General features: G+C 68.8%; 16 protein-coding genes. 1 reads left to right on the plus strand and 15 read right to left on the minus strand.

Going from position 1 to position 16,473, the window contains the following annotated elements; genetic code table 11:
* Positions 1-55: 55 nt before the first annotated feature.
* The 15 genes from ABIE38_RS05935 to rho form a co-directional block, all read right to left on the minus strand.
* Positions 56-505: a DUF2550 family protein gene (locus ABIE38_RS05935; RefSeq protein ID WP_354054459.1), complete on the minus strand. Its 450-nt coding sequence runs from the start codon at positions 503-505 to the stop codon at positions 56-58.
* Positions 506-564: 59 nt separating this feature from the next.
* Entirely contained in the window at positions 565-936 is a 372-nt protein-coding gene (locus tag ABIE38_RS05940; protein WP_179525551.1) for a F0F1 ATP synthase subunit epsilon, read from the minus strand.
* A 9-nt stretch (positions 937-945) separates the two neighbouring features.
* Positions 946-2,394: a F0F1 ATP synthase subunit beta gene (atpD, locus tag ABIE38_RS05945; RefSeq protein WP_107747342.1), complete on the minus strand. Its 1,449-nt coding sequence runs from the start codon at positions 2,392-2,394 to the stop codon at positions 946-948.
* Between the two features lie 3 nt (positions 2,395-2,397).
* Positions 2,398-3,384 carry a F0F1 ATP synthase subunit gamma gene (locus tag ABIE38_RS05950; RefSeq protein WP_354054460.1) on the minus strand — a complete coding sequence of 329 codons (987 nt, stop codon included), beginning with the start codon at positions 3,382-3,384 and terminating at the stop codon, positions 2,398-2,400.
* A gap of 54 nt (positions 3,385-3,438) precedes the next feature.
* Positions 3,439-5,079: a F0F1 ATP synthase subunit alpha gene (gene atpA, locus ABIE38_RS05955; protein WP_354054461.1), complete on the minus strand. Its 1,641-nt coding sequence runs from the start codon at positions 5,077-5,079 to the stop codon at positions 3,439-3,441.
* 105 nt (positions 5,080-5,184) lie between these two features.
* A complete protein-coding gene (locus tag ABIE38_RS05960; RefSeq protein WP_354054462.1) occupies positions 5,185-6,003 on the minus strand; it encodes a F0F1 ATP synthase subunit delta in 819 nt (272 codons plus the stop codon).
* A 14-nt stretch (positions 6,004-6,017) separates the two neighbouring features.
* Positions 6,018-6,593: a F0F1 ATP synthase subunit B gene (locus tag ABIE38_RS05965; protein ID WP_179525554.1), complete on the minus strand. Its 576-nt coding sequence runs from the start codon at positions 6,591-6,593 to the stop codon at positions 6,018-6,020.
* 31 nt (positions 6,594-6,624) lie between these two features.
* The gene (locus ABIE38_RS05970; RefSeq protein WP_107747337.1) at positions 6,625-6,864 is read right to left on the minus strand and encodes an ATP synthase F0 subunit C; all 240 of its coding nucleotides are present in this window, start codon (positions 6,862-6,864) and stop codon (positions 6,625-6,627) included.
* A gap of 100 nt (positions 6,865-6,964) precedes the next feature.
* On the minus strand, positions 6,965-7,756 hold the full coding sequence (gene atpB, locus ABIE38_RS05975) for a F0F1 ATP synthase subunit A (RefSeq protein ID WP_502914733.1): 792 nt from the start codon (positions 7,754-7,756) through the stop codon (positions 6,965-6,967).
* Between the two features lie 202 nt (positions 7,757-7,958).
* On the minus strand, positions 7,959-8,405 hold the full coding sequence (locus ABIE38_RS05980) for a Cg1360 family ATP-synthase-associated protein (protein ID WP_354054464.1): 447 nt from the start codon (positions 8,403-8,405) through the stop codon (positions 7,959-7,961).
* Positions 8,406-8,415: 10 nt separating this feature from the next.
* Complete coding sequence (locus ABIE38_RS05985) at positions 8,416-9,576, minus strand: glycosyltransferase family 4 protein (protein ID WP_354054465.1); 1,161 nt, start codon at positions 9,574-9,576, stop codon at positions 8,416-8,418.
* 15 nt (positions 9,577-9,591) lie between these two features.
* Positions 9,592-10,245 (minus strand): L-threonylcarbamoyladenylate synthase, encoded by a 654-nt coding sequence (locus tag ABIE38_RS05990; protein ID WP_182644611.1) that lies wholly within the window; start codon positions 10,243-10,245, stop codon positions 9,592-9,594.
* Positions 10,242-11,192: a peptide chain release factor N(5)-glutamine methyltransferase gene (gene prmC / locus ABIE38_RS05995; protein ID WP_354054466.1), complete on the minus strand. Its 951-nt coding sequence runs from the start codon at positions 11,190-11,192 to the stop codon at positions 10,242-10,244. Before prmC ends, ABIE38_RS05990 begins: the two co-directional genes overlap by 4 nt.
* Positions 11,193-11,195: 3 nt before the next feature.
* On the minus strand, positions 11,196-12,281 hold the full coding sequence (prfA, locus tag ABIE38_RS06000; RefSeq protein WP_354054467.1) for a peptide chain release factor 1: 1,086 nt from the start codon (positions 12,279-12,281) through the stop codon (positions 11,196-11,198).
* Positions 12,278-14,317, minus strand: a complete 2,040-nt coding sequence (rho, locus tag ABIE38_RS06005) for a transcription termination factor Rho (protein ID WP_502914720.1) — start codon at positions 14,315-14,317, stop codon at positions 12,278-12,280. The genes prfA and rho overlap by 4 nt, the downstream gene beginning before the upstream one ends.
* 470 nt (positions 14,318-14,787) lie before the next feature.
* On the opposite strand from rho, the gene ABIE38_RS06010 reads away from it, so the two are divergent.
* Complete coding sequence (locus ABIE38_RS06010) at positions 14,788-16,458, plus strand: long-chain-fatty-acid--CoA ligase (RefSeq protein WP_354054468.1); 1,671 nt, start codon at positions 14,788-14,790, stop codon at positions 16,456-16,458.
* Positions 16,459-16,473 lie beyond the last annotated feature (15 nt).

A 16,473-nucleotide genomic window follows, 5' to 3' on the forward strand; every position in this document is an offset into this window, starting at 1 on the left:
CCTGGAATCGGGATGTGCCGGACGGCCCTCAGGGCCCTGCGGGCCGTCAGAGCCGTCAGCGCCGACGGCGGGCCGGGGAGCGGACCTGGTCGGTCGAGCAGGCCTCCACCCACGCCAGCAGAGCGGTCAGCTCGGCGGGACCCACACAGATCTCGCCCTCCCTGATCCCGCCGCTGCGATCGTGGCCGGAGAAGGACACGATGAGCTCCCCCGACTCGGCGACGTCGAGTTCGTGCCCCGTCGGCTGACGGCGGGGCCCCAGCTCGAGACTCCTGCGGTCGAGACGGACATCCGCCCCGAACCTCACGCTCAGCAACCGGTAGAACGCCAGATCGGTGTCGGAGTATCGGACGGCTCCGTGACGCCACGCGTCTCCCCCGTCCCGTTTGACCAGGACTGAGGTGGAATCCCTGCGGACGACCACCAATCGATAGACGACGGCCGCGACCACCGGGGCGAGGACGAGCAGCACGACGACACCGAGAATGATCCCGGTGATCGCCATCTGCTCAACCCCTTCCGGTGGCCGCGGCCGTCAGGTCACGGGCGAACCGTGCCGTACTGCTAGGCGCCGGCCTTCTCGACCGCGCGGAGGCGACCGCGTGCGGCTGCAGCAGCCGCCTGGTCGTCCCCTGCCTCGGACAGCGCGCGCTCGGCCTCGCCGCGGTCGATGGACTCCGACCACTCCGCGGTCTCGCCGAGGATGCTGACCTTGTTCGCCGTCACGGAGAGGAACCCGCCCTGCACCGCGGCGACCTTCTTGCCCTCGTCCGTGTAGACCGTCACGGTGCCACCGGCATCCAACTCGCCGAGCAGCGGCTCGTGCCCGGACTGGATACCGATCTCGCCCTCTGTGGTCTTGGCGACCACCATGGTGGCGGTGCCGGACCAGAAACGACGCTCGACCGTGACGAACTCGACCTCGATGTCAGCCATGGTCAGCGGTCACTTCCCCGAGAGCTTCTTGGCGGCCGCCTCGACATCGTCCAGACCGCCGATACCGTTGAACGCCTGCTCCGGGAGGTGGTCCAGCTCGCCCTTGCACAGCTTGTCGAACGCCTCGATGGTGTCCGACAGCGGGACGACCGAGCCGACCTGGCCGGTGAACTTCTCGGCGACCAGGAAGTTCTGGCCGAGGAAGCGCTCGAGGCGACGGGCACGCTGAACGGTGACCTTGTCCTCCTCGGAGAGCTCGTCCATACCGAGGATGGCGATGATGTCCTGCAGTTCCTTGTACTTCTGCAGGATCTGGATGACCTGCTGCGCCACCCGGTAGTGCTCCTCGCCGACGATGCCCGGCTCGAGGATCCGGGAGGTCGAGGTGAGCGGGTCCACCGCGGGGTAGATACCCTTCGACGCGATGGAGCGGGACAGCTCCGTGGTGGCGTCGAGGTGGGCGAACGTGGTGGCCGGCGCCGGGTCGGTGTAGTCGTCGGCGGGGACGTAGATCGCCTGGAGCGAGGTGATGGAACGACCCCGCGTCGAGGTGATCCGCTCCTGCAGCATGCCCATCTCGTCCGCGAGGGTCGGCTGGTAACCGACCGCGGACGGCATGCGACCGAGAAGGGTCGAGACCTCGGAACCCGCCTGCGTGAAGCGGAAGATGTTGTCCACGAACAACAGGACGTCCTGGCCCTGCACGTCACGGAAGTACTCGGCCATGGTCAGAGCCGAGAGCGCGACGCGCATACGCGTCCCCGGCGGCTCGTCCATCTGACCGAACACCAGGGCGGTGTCCTGGAGGACGCCCATCTCCTCCATCTCGAGGAACAGGTCCGTGCCCTCACGGGTGCGCTCACCGACGCCGGCGAACACCGACGTACCGGAGAACTCCCGGGCGATACGGGTGATCATCTCCTGGATCAGCACGGTCTTGCCGACACCGGCACCACCGAAGAGACCGATCTTGCCACCCTTGACGTACGGGGTGAGGAGGTCGATGACCTTCACACCGGTCTCGAGGATCTCGGTCTTGCCCTCGAGCTGATCGAAGGCGGGCGGCTCGCGGTGGATACCCCACTGCTCACCGTCCCGGCCGGTGCCGGGGGCGTCTAGGCAGTCGCCCAGGGCGTTGAAGACGTGGCCCTTGACGACGTCGCCCACGGGCACCGAGATCGGCTTGCCCGAGTCGACGACCTCGGCGCCACGGACGAGTCCGTCGGTGGACTGCATGGAGATGCAGCGCACCATGTTGTCGCCGAGATGCTGGGCGACCTCGAAGGTGACCGTCTTGGCGACGGCCTCGAGGGTGATCTCGGTGGTCAGTGCGTTGAAGAGGGCCGGGAGGGCGCCACGCGGGAATTCCACGTCGACGACCGCACCCAGGACGCGGGCGACCCGACCGGTGAGACCGGCCGTGCCCGTCGTGCTCTGATCGGTAACAGCTGTGGTCATTGCTTAGTCACTTCCTGCGCTAGCGGCGAGCGCACCAGCGCCACCGACAATCTCGCTGATTTCCTGGGTGATCTGTGCCTGGCGGGCCTGGTTGGCCTCGCGGCTCAGGCCTTCCACCAGTTCGGTCGCGTTGTCCGTCGCCGACTTCATGGCCGTGCGGCGTGCCGCCGACTCCGACGCCGCCGACTCGAGCAGTGAGGCGAACGCCCTCGTCGACATGTACCTCGGGAGGAGGTTGTCGAGCAGGGTGTCCGCGTCGGGCTCGAAGGTGACCTCCGGCTTGAACTCCGTCTCCGGCGAATCCAAGTAGTCCTCGCCCAGATCCAGCTCCTCGATCTCGACGCGGGTCTCGATCGGGGCCAGTCGGCGCGCACGCGGGGTCTGCGTGAGCATCGACTTGAACTGGGTGTAGACGATGTGGACCTCGTCGACGCCCTTGCGGGTGGTGTCCCCGGGGTAGTCACTGCCGAGGAACTCCGACGCGTCGAACGTCTCTTCGCCGCCGGCCGCGAAAGCAGCCGACAGGAGCTGGAAGGCCGGACGGGCCTCCTGGTAGTCGGGCTTCTGGGAATGCCCCTGCCACGATCCCGCGAGTTCCACCTCGCGGAACGTGTAGTACACGATGCCCTTGTTGCCCAGCACGTAGATGTCGACCTCGCGGCCGGCGTCCTCAAGGAACGCGATGAGCTCGGCGGCCTCCTTGAGGACGTTGTGGTTGTAGCCACCACACATCCCGCGGTCCGAGGTCACCACGAGCACGGCGGAACGCGTGGCGTCCTCCGGCTCGTTGAGCATCCGGTGCTGAACCGACGACGCACTGGCGAGGTCGGTCAGGATGGCGGTGATCTGATCGGCGAACGGCTGGGCCGCCGCGACCCTCGCCTGGGCCTTGGAGATCTGCGAGGTGGCGATCAGCTCCTGGGCCTTGGTGATCTTCTTGGTCGAGTTGACCGACTTGATCCGGTCGCGCAGTTCACGCATGTTCGCCATTGCGTCAGATCACTCTCCTCTCGGCCTTGAATCGGATGGCTGTCATCGCAGGCCTCAGGCCTTCTTCTTCTTGGTGACCGTCAGCGTCTCGCGGTCGATCTCGTCCTCCGAGAGCGCCTCGGCCTCGGGCTCGTTGACCACCCGCGAGCCGTCGGAGGCGACGAAGCCCTCCTTGAACTCGTTGGTCTTGGCCTCGAGCGTCGCCTTGGACTCGTCGGAGAGGGCGGCCCCGCCGTCGATCTGGCTGTAGACGTCGGACGCGGAGTGCCGCAGCGACTCGAGGAGCTCGCCCTCGAAGCGCCGGACGTCCTCCACGGGGACGGTGTCGTAGAAGCCCTCACCGGCGAGGTAGATCGAGACGATCTGGTCCTCGACCGCCACCGGCGAGTTCTGGTCCTGCTTGAGGATCTCGACCAGACGCTGACCGCGCTCGAGCTGGGCCTTGGACGCGGCATCCAGGTCGGACGCGAACGTCGCGAAGGACTCCAGGTCGCGGTACGCGGCCAGATCGAGACGCAGCGAGCCGGAGACCTTCTTCATGCCCTTGGTCTGCGCGGCGCCGCCAACTCGCGAGACGGAGATACCGACGTTGACGGCGGGACGCACACCGCGGTTGAACAGGTCGGACTCGAGGAAGACCTGGCCGTCGGTGATCGAGATGACGTTGGTCGGGATGAAGGCCGAGACGTCATTGGCCTTGGTCTCGATGATCGGCAGGCCGGTCAACGACCCTCCGCCCATCTCGTCGGAGAGCTTGGCACAACGCTCGAGCAGCCGGGAGTGAAGATAGAAGACGTCACCCGGGTAGGCCTCGCGACCCGGCGGGCGGCGCAGCAGCAGCGAGATCGCGCGGTAGGCGTCGGCCTGCTTGGACAGGTCGTCGAACACGACCAGGACGTGGGCGCCCTCGTACATCCAGTGCTGACCGATGGCCGAGCCGGTGAACGGCGCGAGCCACTTGAAACCGGCGGAGTCGGAGGCCGGGGCCGCCACGATGGTGGTGTACTCCATCGCGCCGTGCTCCTCGAGCGTCGCCTTGACGCCCGCGATGGTGGAGCCCTTCTGGCCGATGGCGACGTAGATGCACCGGAGCTGCTTGCTCTTGTCGCCGGACTCCCAGTTGGCCTTCTGGTTGAGGATGGCGTCGATGCAGACCGCGGTCTTGCCGGTCTTGCGGTCGCCGATGATCAGCTGGCGCTGGCCGCGGCCGATCGGCGTCATGGCGTCGATGGCCTTGATGCCGGTCTGCATCGGCTCTTCGACGGGCTGACGCTCGAGCACGGACGGAGCCTGCAGCTCGAGGGCGCGGGTGCCGGCCGACTCGATGTCGCCGAGGCCGTCGATGGGCTTGCCGAGCGGGTTGACGACGCGGCCGAGGAAGCCGTCGCCGACGGGGACGGAGAGGACGTTCCCGGTGCGGCGCACCTCCTGACCCTGGGCGATCTCGTCGAAGTTACCGAGGATGACCGCACCGATCTCGCGGTCCTCGAGGTTCAGTGCGACTCCGAGGATCCCGCCGGGGAACTCCAGCAGCTCGTTGGCCATCGCCGAGGGGAGCCCGCTGATGTGCGCGATGCCGTCACCGGTGTCGACGACGACGCCGACCTCCTCCTTCGTCGCGTCGGTCGAAACGGTCGAGGTGTAATTCGCAATCGCGCTGCGGATCTCTTCGGAGGAGATCGTCAACTCCGCCATGTCATTCCTGCTCTCAAAGTCGGGATGTGCTTTATGGGTGTGTACCTGAGCCGCCACCGCTGGAACACGGCCGAGTCGCAGCTCGTCTTGTGCCGGACCGGCCGGTCAGCGGAGGGAACGACGCATCGCGTCGAGCCGTCCTGCCACGCTACCGTCGATGATCTCGTCGCCGACCCGGACGACCACGCCGCCCAGAAGTGCCTGATCGACGTCGTTGTGGATGGCGATCTCCCGCCCGTACAGCGTGGCCAGGCGCGCCCTGAGATCATCCGTTTGCTGCTCGGTCAACGGCTCGGCGCTGGTCACCACCGCCACGGAGCGACCGCGCAGTTCCGCGGCCTGGGTCGAGATCTCCATGATGTCGTCCGCGGGCATGCCGGACGGGCGGTCCACGGCCTGCGAGGCGAGGGCCTCCGTCACCGCGGTGACCTTGCCGTACAGGACCTCCGCGAGAAGCCCCCGCTTGGCTCCCGCCTCTGCGGTCCGGTCAGCGAGGAGCTGCTCGAACTGGGGATCTCCGGCGACGATGCGGCCGAGCCTGAACAACTCGTCCTCGACGGCCTGGAGCTGTCCCTGCTGGTCCGCCGATCGCAGGAGCGCCTCCCGGCCGAGCCGGATCAGGCCCTCGCGCAACTCCCGCGGGTTGGACCAGTCACGGGACACCGCAGCGAGGAGCAGATCGAGGGTGGTCTGGTCGACCTTCCACCCGAACACCCCACGGACCAGGTCCTGTCGGGCCTCCACCGGGGCCGCGGTGTCGGCCACGGAGACCCGGAGGGCGCGGTTGTCCTCGAGGACGCGCACGACCTCGAAGAGTTCCTGGCCCACCTTCGCGCCGGTCGCTCCCCCGGACGGGTTCGCCGCCAGGGTCTGCTCCAGGTCGCTCCGGGTCTGGTCGAGCGCTTCGCGACTCGCTGCGTGCATCGGCTCCACTTCCCTTAGTTCTTGCCCGCGCCGGGGACCCGGTCGAGGTCTGCCAGAAAGCGGTCGATGGTGCCCGAACGCCGGACCGGATCCGACAGCTGCTCACCCATGAGTCGCTCCGCGAGATCCACCGACTGACGACCCAGGTCACTGCGGAGCTCCGCAATGATCTGCTGGCGCTGCGCGGCGAGTTGCTGGTTGCCTGCGGCGACGATGCGGTCGCTCTCCGCCTGCGCCTCGGTCTTCATGTCCGCGAGGATCTGCTGACCCTGGGCACGCGCGTCGTCGCGGATCTTGGCCGCTTCGCTGCGCGCCTCGGCGAGCTGGGCCTTGTACTTGGCCAGCTCCTCCTTCGCCTCGGCCTGGGTCTGCTCGGCACGACGCAGACCGCCTTCGATGCGCTCGGAACGCTCGTCGAGAACCTGCTGGAACTTCGGGAGGATGAACTTCCAGAAGAGCCACAGGATGACGGCGAGCGGGATGAGCGACCAGACGATGTCATACAGCGGAGGAATCAGCGGGTTGGGGCTGTCCTCCAGGGGGAGTGATTCTCCACCCTCGGCCGCCAAGATGGCGATGACGTTGTTCATGGTGCGTCCCTACGAGGTCGGTGGTCGTCGATCAGAACAGGAAGCCGGCGACGATACCGATCAGGGCGAGCGCCTCGGTGAAGGCGATGCCGAGGAACATCGTGGTGCGGAGGGTGCCGGCCATCTCGGGCTGACGTGCCATTCCCTCGACGGTCTTGCCGACGAGGATGCCGATGCCGATACCGGGGCCGATGGCGGCGAGGCCGTAGCCGATCGCGCCGTAGCCGCTCACGGTCGACTCGGTGGCCTGGGCGAGAGTGACGATGTCCATGGGGTTTCCCTTTCAGATGGCCGGTGCGGGCTTTCCCGCTCCGGTCGGACGTGAATTGTCGGGTTGACGGGTGGTCGTGTCAGGCCTGACGGCCCGGGTTCTAGTGGCTCTCCGCGTGGAGCGCGAGGTCGATGTACACCGAGACCAGCAGCGCGAAGATGTACGCCTGGAGGAACAGCACCAACAGCTTGAACAGCGTGAAGGCGACCGACAGCAGGGAGGTGCCCACCGCCAGCAGGGTCCAGCCGTTGAACTGCCAGAAGAAGAAGTTCGTGGCGCTGAACAGCAGGACGATGATCAGGTGTCCCGCCAACATGTTGGCCATGAGACGGATGGTCAGCGTGGCCGGGCGGAGGATGAACGTCGACACCAGTTCGATCGGGACGACCAGAATGTGCAGAGCCGGAGGAAGCCCCGGGATCACCACGCTCGCCTTGATGAACTTCGCGAACCCGTATCTCTTGGAACCGGCGTAGATGAAGGTCAGGTAGCCCAGTAGCGCGAGCATCAGCGGGAAGCCGATTCTGGCGTTCGGCGAGATGTTGAGTCCCGGGATGATCGTGGGGAGGTTCATCGCGAACACCGCGAAGAAGATCGTCGCGATGATCGGCAGGAATCGACGTCCCTGCTCCTTGCCCAGGATCTCCTCCGCGATGTGGACCCGGACGAAGTCCAGGCAGATCTCGGCGAAGTTCTGGACCCCGCTGGGGACCAGCTTGGGGTTTCGCATGGCGATCATGAAGAAGCCCAGGAGGACCACCGTCATGAGCAACCGGATGATCATGAGCCGGTCCAGGACGAACGCGTCACCGGCGAAACCGGTCAACCACTGATCGGTGGGGAAAAACTCGTAGTCGATGTTCGGGGGATGGAACTCGCCCTTGAAGGCCAGAAGCGTGGTACTCAGTGTGTTCTCCCCTGGTCGTGTTGGGCGACGTGCGCCCGAGCTCGTTTGGTACGAGTGGCCCGGTCTTCGCGGCCGAGTTGGGATTCCGCGCGAACGCCTCGGGCCGTGATGCAGCCCGGTGACGTGCTCGTCTCACCGCAGATGAGAATAACACCCTGGTCTCGGCCGGGTGCGACAGGGGGACCCGTCAGCCAGCATCGGGCTCCACGTACGGAGCCCGGGTCTTGAGGACTGCCCACGTCTCCCCCGCCAGGACCACGATGAGAGCGGCGATGACGGTCACGGCGAAGGCGGGCCGCGAGTAGAAGTCGAATCGGGAGAGCGCCGCCACGACCCCCATGGCGGCGAGGAGTTTGACCAGCCAGGTCCCCAGGACCACGGCAGCGGTCGTCTGGGGCGCCGAGTGGGCCGTGGCGATGACCACGATCGCCGTGGTGAGCACGAACGCGCCGCCCACCGCGGCGCCCATCAGTGCACCCCACAACCCGGGGGTGCCGTCGACGGCGGTCCAGGCCGCCCCGCTGATCACGGTGAGGACGACGAGCGCGACCGCGCCGAGCCGCACCGCCTTGCGGAGGCCGGCTGTGTGTGGGCTTTCGGCGGGCTGCGCGGGTGTCGCGGGGATGTCCGTCATGGCGAGCAGCCTAGCGGGGACCGATCGGACCGCTCGTGTCGCGCTCACCCCTCGAACTCCTCAGACGCGGGACCAGGGTGGCGGCGAGGACCGCGATGAGTCCGGCGGCCGCGAGCGGGACGATCACCTCGGTGGGGAGCATCGTCGCGCCGACCGCACCGAACGCGATGAGCGAGACCCATGCGTAGATGACCAGAGCGACCCGCCGATGCGAGTGACCGAGGTCGAGCAGGCGGTGATGCAGGTGCATCTTGTCGGGGGCGAACGGGCTGCGGCCGGCGCCGACCCGGCGGACCACCGCCAGGACGAGGTCGAGCATCGGCACGAACATGGCGGCCGCGACCACGATCATTGGCGAGAGCAGGACGATCATCTCCTGCGGCCCGTACAGGCTCTGTGAGATCTTCCCGGACGCGCTGGTGGAGGCCGCGGCGAGGACGAGGCCGATCAGCATCGAGCCCGAATCGCCCATGAAGATCCGGGCGGGTTGGAAGTTGTGGGGCAGGAAACCCAGCAACGCCCCGGCCAGGACCGCGGTGACGAGTGCCGGGGGGTACGCCCCGACGGTCCCGCCCTGGTCGAGCATGATCCCGACGGAGAACACACAGATCGCCATGGCCGCGATGGCGCCGAGCCCGGCGGCGAGGCCGTCCAGGCCGTCGACGAAGTTCATCGCGTTGACGATCGTCAGGGTGAAGACCACCGTGAGCAACCCCGCCTGGAGTTGGTCCAGGACGAGGATGTTGCCGTCCCCGAACGGGATGTACACCAACGTCCACGACACGCCCATGGCCACCAGGACGCCGGCCGCTGCCGCCTGACCGGCGAGCTTGGTCACCGCTCCGAGACCGAGGATGTCGTCGACGATCCCCACCAGCACGATCACCCCGCCCGCGATGATCGTCGCCTCCACATCCGGGGCGAACGGCGGGAACGCCCGGTTGAGAGCCGGGAGCTGCGCGGCCAGGTAGACCGCGACGAGCATCCCGGTGAAGATGCCGACCCCACCGAGACGGGGCGTCGGCACGACGTGCACGTCCCGGTCGCGGGGATAGGCCAGGCCCCCGATCGCCGGCGCCACTCCCCTGACCAGGCCCGTGACGACGAAGGTGACCAGGCCGGCCGTCACCGCGATGAGCAGGAGCTCGCGGAACGGCACCCCTATTCCCACGGTCAGACCACCCGGTCAGCCACGCAGGGCCGCGGGGTCGGTCCCCAGGACCTCCCCGACACGCTCCGCGCTCACGGCCCCCTCCCGGACGATCCGGGGGGCGGGTCCGGTGAGGTCGACGATCGTCGAGGGCTCCCCCACCGCGCAGGGGCCGCCGTCCAGGTAGACCGCGACCGAGTCGCCGAGTTGGTCACGCGCCTGCGCGACCGTCGTGGCCGGGGGTTGACCGGAGACGTTGGCGCTGGAGACGGCGAGGGGGCCGACCTCCCGCAGAAGCTCTATCGCGACCGGGTGCAGCGGCATCCGGAGCATCACGGTGCCCTGGGTGTGTCCGAGATTCCAGTTGAGTGACGGCGCCTGGTGCACGATCAGGCTCAGACCTCCGGGCCAGAAGGCGCGGATGAGGTCGCGCGCGGTCGCCGGGGTACTCACGACCAGGCCGTCGATGGTCTCCCAGGATCCCACCAGGACGGGGACGGGCATGTCCGGGCCGCGACGCTTGGCCGAGAGCAGGAGGGTGACGGCGTCCGGGTCGAAGGCGTCGGCGGCGATGCCGTAGAGCGTGTCCGTGGGGGTCACGACGAGCCGACCGGCACGTAGTGCGCCGGCCGCGGAACTGAGGCCGACCTCCCGACCGGTGTCCTCGGTGCAGTCGTAGGTGATGGTCACCGGGTGATCCCCTTCCGGGCTCTCGGGTCGACCTCGTGGTCGTCGTGATGATCGTCGCCTGGATGATCGAGTCTCGTCGCGGTGACGAAACGCGGACGTCCGGCGAGGTCGGTGTGCTGCTCCACGGTACCGAAGCATCCCTGTGCCCAGACCACCGCCGCGACCTCGGCACCGGTCGTGTCGTCGTGCTCCACCGCCAGGTGCCCACCCGGCACCAGGAGGCCGGCCGCGACGCCGACGAGCGGGGTGATGACGGCGAGGCCGTCGTCCCCCCCGAACAGTGCGGTCGACGGCTCGTGCCCGAGCACATCCGCCGGGAGCTCGTCGGACCGCGGGATGTACGGCGGGTTGGAAACGACCGCGTCGACCCGGCCCGACAGGTCCGCCAGGACGTCGGGGGCCGTGGCGTCACCCGCGTGGACCACCACAGGGGTGTCCCCCGCCGCGACCCGGTCGGCGGCGTTGCGCCGGAGCCACCCGAGCGCGCTCTCGTGCAGTTCCACGGCGTGGACCTGCGCGTCGGGCCTGGCGTGGGCGATCTCGAGGGCCAGCGTGCCGCTACCGGCGCAGAGGTCCACGACGACCGGGCCCGGTCCGGCGCCCGGAGACCGGAGGGCGGACAGCGTGTCCTCGACGAGCAGTTCCGTCTCCGGCCTGGGGATGAAGACTCCCGGGCCCACCGCGAGGTCGAGTCGCCCCGACACGGCCCGGCCCAGCAGGTACTGGAGCGGGGTCCGGTCGCGAGTGCGGGCGGCGACTATCCGTCCGACCTCGGCGACCCCGGCCGCGTCCACCCCCTCGACGAGCGGAAGCGCGGAGCGTTCGACACCCAGGACATGTGCGCATATCAACTGCGCCTCCACGAGTGCGGAGTCGATGCCGGCGGTCTGCAACTCGCGCGCCGCCGACCTCACGACCCCGGTCGCCGGCACGGGGCGGGGGCCCACGGCCTACGCGTCTTCCATACGTCTGCGACGGTCCTCGGCGGCCAGGGCGTCCAGGACCGCGTCGAGGTCGCCGTCGAGCACGGCGTCGAGATTGTGTGCCTTGAACCCGACCCGGTGATCCGCGATGCGGTTCTCCGGGAAGTTGTAGGTGCGGATCCGCTCCGACCGGTCGACGGTACGGACCTGGGTGGACCTGCCCTCGGAAGCCTCGGCGTTCGCGGCCTCCTCGGCCGCCGCCTGGAGCCGGGCGGCGAGAACCTCGAGTGCGCGTTGCTTGTTCTGCAGCTGACTACGTTCGTTCTGACACGTGACGACGGTCCCGGTGGGCAGGTGCGTGATCCGCACCGCAGAGTCGGTGGTGTTGACGCCCTGCCCACCCTTGCCGGACGAGCGGTAGACGTCGATCCGCAGATCCGACTCGTCGATCTCGACCGGCCCCACGTCCTCGGGCTCCGGGAAGACCAGCACGCCGGCGGCCGAGGTGTGGACCCGGCCCTGCGACTCCGTGACCGGTACCCGCTGGACCCGGTGGACCCCGCCCTCGAACTTCAGTCGCGACCACACGCCCTCGCGCGAGGGTTGCCGGGACCGGATGGAGAACGAGGCGTCCTTGTAGCCGCCCAGGTCGGACTCGGTCACCCCGAGGACCTCGACGACCCACCCGTGCTTCTCGGCGTACCGGGTGTACATGCGGGCCAGGTCCGCCGCGAACAGCGCCGACTCCTCCCCTCCCTCGCCGGACTTGATCTCCATGAGCACGTCGTCCGCGTCATGGGGGTCCCGCGGTGCCAACAGGTCGGCCAGGCGCGACTCCAGTCGCGTGGCCTCTGCCGCCAACCGCTCGGCCTCCTCGGCGAACGACCAGTCGTCACCGGCCAGTTCACGCGCGGCGGACAGATCGCCCCGGGTGGACTCCAGCGCGCGGTAACACTGCACCACCGGGGTCAGCTCGGCGAATCGCTTGCCCACCCTGCGCGCGGCCACCGGGTCCTCGTGGAGCGCCGGGTCCGACAGCTGCGCCTCGAGTCCCCCGTACTCGGAGAGGACGTCGTCGACCGAGGACGGCGATCGCCCCGGGGCCTCTGTCACTCCTCGTCCTGCGGCAGTGTCGGGGTCGTCTTGGCCACCTGCAACAGGAACTCGTAGTTGGTGTTGGTCTTGCGCAGTTGCGACATCAGGAGGTCGATGGCCTGGTGCGAGTCGAGGCCCGACAGCACGCGCCGCAGCTTGTGCATGACACCGGCCTCCTCGGGCGTCATCAGCAGCTCTTCCTTGCGCGTGCCCGAGGGGCCCACGTCGACCGCCGGGAACACGCGCCGCTCCGCGATGCGCCGGTCCAGCTTGAGCTCCGCGTTGCCGGTGCCCTTGAACTCCTCGAAGATCACCGTGTCGCCGGCGGACCCGGTCTCGACCATCGCCGTGGAGATGATGGTCAGGGACCCCCCGTTCTCGATGTTGCGCGCCGCCCCCAGGAACCGCTTGGGCGGGTAGAGCGCCGTGGAGTCGACACCACCGGACAGGATGCGCCCCGACGCGGGCGACGAGTTGTTGTAGGCGCGGCCCAGCCGGGTGATGGAGTCGAGGAGGACCACGACGTCCTGCCCCATCTCCACCAGCCGCTTGGCCCGCTCGATCGCGAGTTCGGCGACCTGGGTGTGATCCGACGGCGGACGGTCGAAGGTCGAGGCGATGACCTCACCCTTGACCGAACGCTGCATGTCGGTCACCTCCTCCGGCCGCTCGTCGACGAGCACGACCATGAGATGGCATTCGGGGTTGTTGACCGCGATCGAGTTGGCGATGTTCTGCAGGATCGTGGTCTTGCCCGCCTTGGGCGGGGAGACGATCAGGGCTCGCTGCCCCTTGCCGATGGGCATGATCAGGTCGATCACGCGGGTCGAGAGGATGTTCTTCTCGGTCTCGAGGCGCAGACGCTGGTTGGGGTAGAGCGGCGTGAGCTTGCCGAACTCCGGACGGTTGCGGGCATCCTCGAGGGGGCCTCCGTTGACCGAGTCGATCCGGACCAGCGGGTTGAACTTGGCCCGGTTCTTGCCACCCTGATTGCCGCCACGACCGCCACCCTGCCCGCCGCCGGGCCCGTCGTTCTGGGTGTCGCTCTGGCCGTCCCGCGGCATCTTGACCGCGCCGGTGATCGCGTCGCCGCGACGCAGACCGTACTTGCGGATCACGTTCATCGAGACGTAGACGTCGTTCGAACCCGCGAGGTAACCCGAGGTGCGGACGAACGCGTAGTTGTCCAGTACGTCGAGGATCCCGGCGACCGGCTGGAGGACGTCGTCGTCCCGCACCTCGGCCTCGCCCTCCGACGGACGGCCACCGCCACCACCGCGGTTGCGCTCCCGCCGGCGACGGCTCCGACGACCGCGGCCGCTCCCGTCGTCGTCGTCACGGTTCTGCCCGTCACCGCGCGGTCCGTTGTCCCCGCCCTGGTTCCCCTGATTGCCCTGGTTGCGTTGGTTCCCCGAGTCCCCGCCCTGCTGGTCGCGAGCGCGGCCGCGCCCGCCCTGCTGCTCACGGTTCTGCTGGTCGCGGTTCTGCTGGTTCTGCTGATCGGGGTTCTGCTGATCGCCGGACTGCTGATCACGGCCGCGCCCGCCCTGCTGACTCTGATCCTGCCGACCCGACGCCTGCTCGTCGCGGTTCTGCCCGCCCCGACGCTGCCGGTTCCCCTGGTTCTGACCCTGCGCCTGGTTCTGGTTCTGGCCACCGCTGCGCGGGCCGTCCTCGCGACGGTTCCGTTCGCCCTGGTCCTGCCCGTCCCCGCGGCCCCGGCTCTCGACGGGCGCCTCACCGCCACCCCGAGTCGAACCCTGGTCCGAGTTCCTCGGTTCGCGCGCGGGCTGCTGGCCACTCGGTTGCGTCTGCGCGTCGGACCGGGGGGCACTCTCCGCGGTCGCGGCGGGCGAGGACTGGGCGGGAGCCTGGGCGGGAGCCTGGGACTTCCCGCCGCGGGCGGAGTCGATCATCGCCACCAGATCGCCCTTGCGCTTGCCTGACAGGCCCTTGAGGCCCATCTGCTGGGCCAGGGACTTGAGGTCCGCCAGTCGCATGGCCGCCAGTGCGGCACCCTGCGGAGGCGTGGAGTGGGTTTCCGTCGAGGTCACGGGTGTCCTTTCTGGGCCCGGCCGAGGCGGTGTCCACCGCTTCGCACCGAGCAACTGTCCGGGACGCGGACGGGCGTCCCGGGTGGCCGCTGAGGCCTTCCGTGGCGGCGAACTGGCCGGACACGGATTCGTCTGAGGGGGATGTACACGAGGTGACGCCCACCGTGCCGACGTCATTCTGACCGTCGACTACGGACGAGACCCACTCACGGGCACGACAATCCCAGTTGACCACTCGCCGTTCGGCCGCTCCCACCGTGACCTACTCACGAGCTGCCGCCCGCCTGGGCGGAAGGTGTGCTGGAGATGTCTCGGGATGCGGGGACGACCGGGCGTCCGTGGCTTCGGCAAGCATACTACCCGCAGTCGGTCTCCACACGCGTCCCCCTCGCGAGTCCCACGGGCGTGTCCGCATCCCGGTCGACGGGCGGTAACCTACAGCCCACTGTGGGCGCGCGGAAGGAGGTCTGATGTTCGGAACGATGCTCGACACCCCGTTGCTCGTCTCCCGCATCCTCGACCACGCCGCAGAGCGCCACTCCGGCTCCACGGTCACCGGTTTCGTGGGGGACATGGAGCCCCGGACCCTTCGGTTCGACGTGATCGCCGCCAGGGCCGCGGCCATGGCCCACTCCCTCACCGATCTCGGCGTGGGCGAGGGTGATGTCGTCGCAGTCCTGTCCGGCGGCCGCACCGAGGTGGTCGAGTCGCTGTTCGCGATTCCGTCGATGGGAGCCGTCGCGCTCTCGGTCAACGTCCTGAGATCCCGGTCCTTCCTCCGTGCGGCGCTTCGCGACAACGACGTCTCCGTCCTGTTGGTGGATCCCGAGCTGCTCTCCCTCGCGCTCGAGGTGGTCGCCGACCTGGAGCACGTGCGCCACCTCGTCGTCTTCGACGCCCGGGTCGACGCGGACACCACCGGCCTGTCCGGGGATGGACACGAGGTGGAACTCCACGCCCTCGAGGCCCTCCTCGACGGACGGCCCACCACCTATCCCTGGCCCGAGCTGGACGAACGCTCCGCGGCGGCGCTGGCCTACACCTCCGGGACGACCGGCCTGTCCAAGGCGGTGGCGTTCACCCACCGTTCGATCTGGCTGCACTCGATGCAGATGTGCATGGCCGAGAGCGCGGCGCTCCGCAGCGGGGACACCGTCCTGACGACCGTGCCGATGTTCCACGTCCTGTCCTGGGGCCTGCCCTACGCGGCGTTCATGACCGGGGCGAGCATCATCACCGCGCGGCCGCGACCGGGACAGGCCATGCACTCCGGCCGCGACCTGGCCGACCTGCTCGCCACGTTCAGACCCAACAAGGTCGCGACCACGCCGGCGTCCCTGCAGCGCCTCCTCCGCCGGCTGGAGACCAACCCGCAGCCGCTCGGCCACCTGAACGAGGTCCTGGTCGGCGGCTCGCCGGTGCCGGAGGCGCTGTTCGACGCGTTCGTCACACGTCACGGCGTCACCATCATGCAGGCCTACGGCCTGACCGAGTCGAGCCCGATCGCCACGTTCGCCCGAGCCGACCCACACTCCTCCGCGACCCACCGCCGGGCACAGATCCTCGGACAGGGCAGGTTCCCGGCCGGGGTCGAGGCCCGGATCGTCGAAGCCGGACGGGTCCTGCCGAACGACGGGTGGTCGGTCGGCGAACTACAGATCAGAGGACCCTGGGTCACCGCACGCTATCTGGGCGACGACGCGACCGACCGGTTCGTCGACGGCTGGCTACGCACCGGGGACATGGCGACCATCTCCCCGAGGGGTTACCTCGACGTGGTCGACCGGGTGGACGACATCATCGCCTCGGGGGGCGAGCTGATCTCCTCGGTGGAACTCGAGCACGCCGTCCTGCGGGACGAGCGTGTGGCGGACGCCGCGGTGATCGGCGTACCGGACGAACGCTGGGGCAACCGCCCCATGGTCCTGGTCCACCTCAAACCCGGCGCGGCCGCCACCGCGCGGGCACTCTGGGAGTCGTTGGAAGGCCATGTCGAACTGTGGAAGCGACCGGACCACTGGGCGTTCGTCGACGACATCCCCCGTACGTCGGTGGGAAAGTACGACAAGCGGGCGATCCGGGCCCTCCACGCCGACGGGGCCTACCAGGTCACGACCATCTCACCGGGCTCCACAACCTGACGGAGGGCACGGCCC

It is taken from the genome of Dietzia sp. 2505 (genome assembly GCF_040546785.1).
Classification (GTDB): domain Bacteria; phylum Actinomycetota; class Actinomycetes; order Mycobacteriales; family Mycobacteriaceae; genus Dietzia.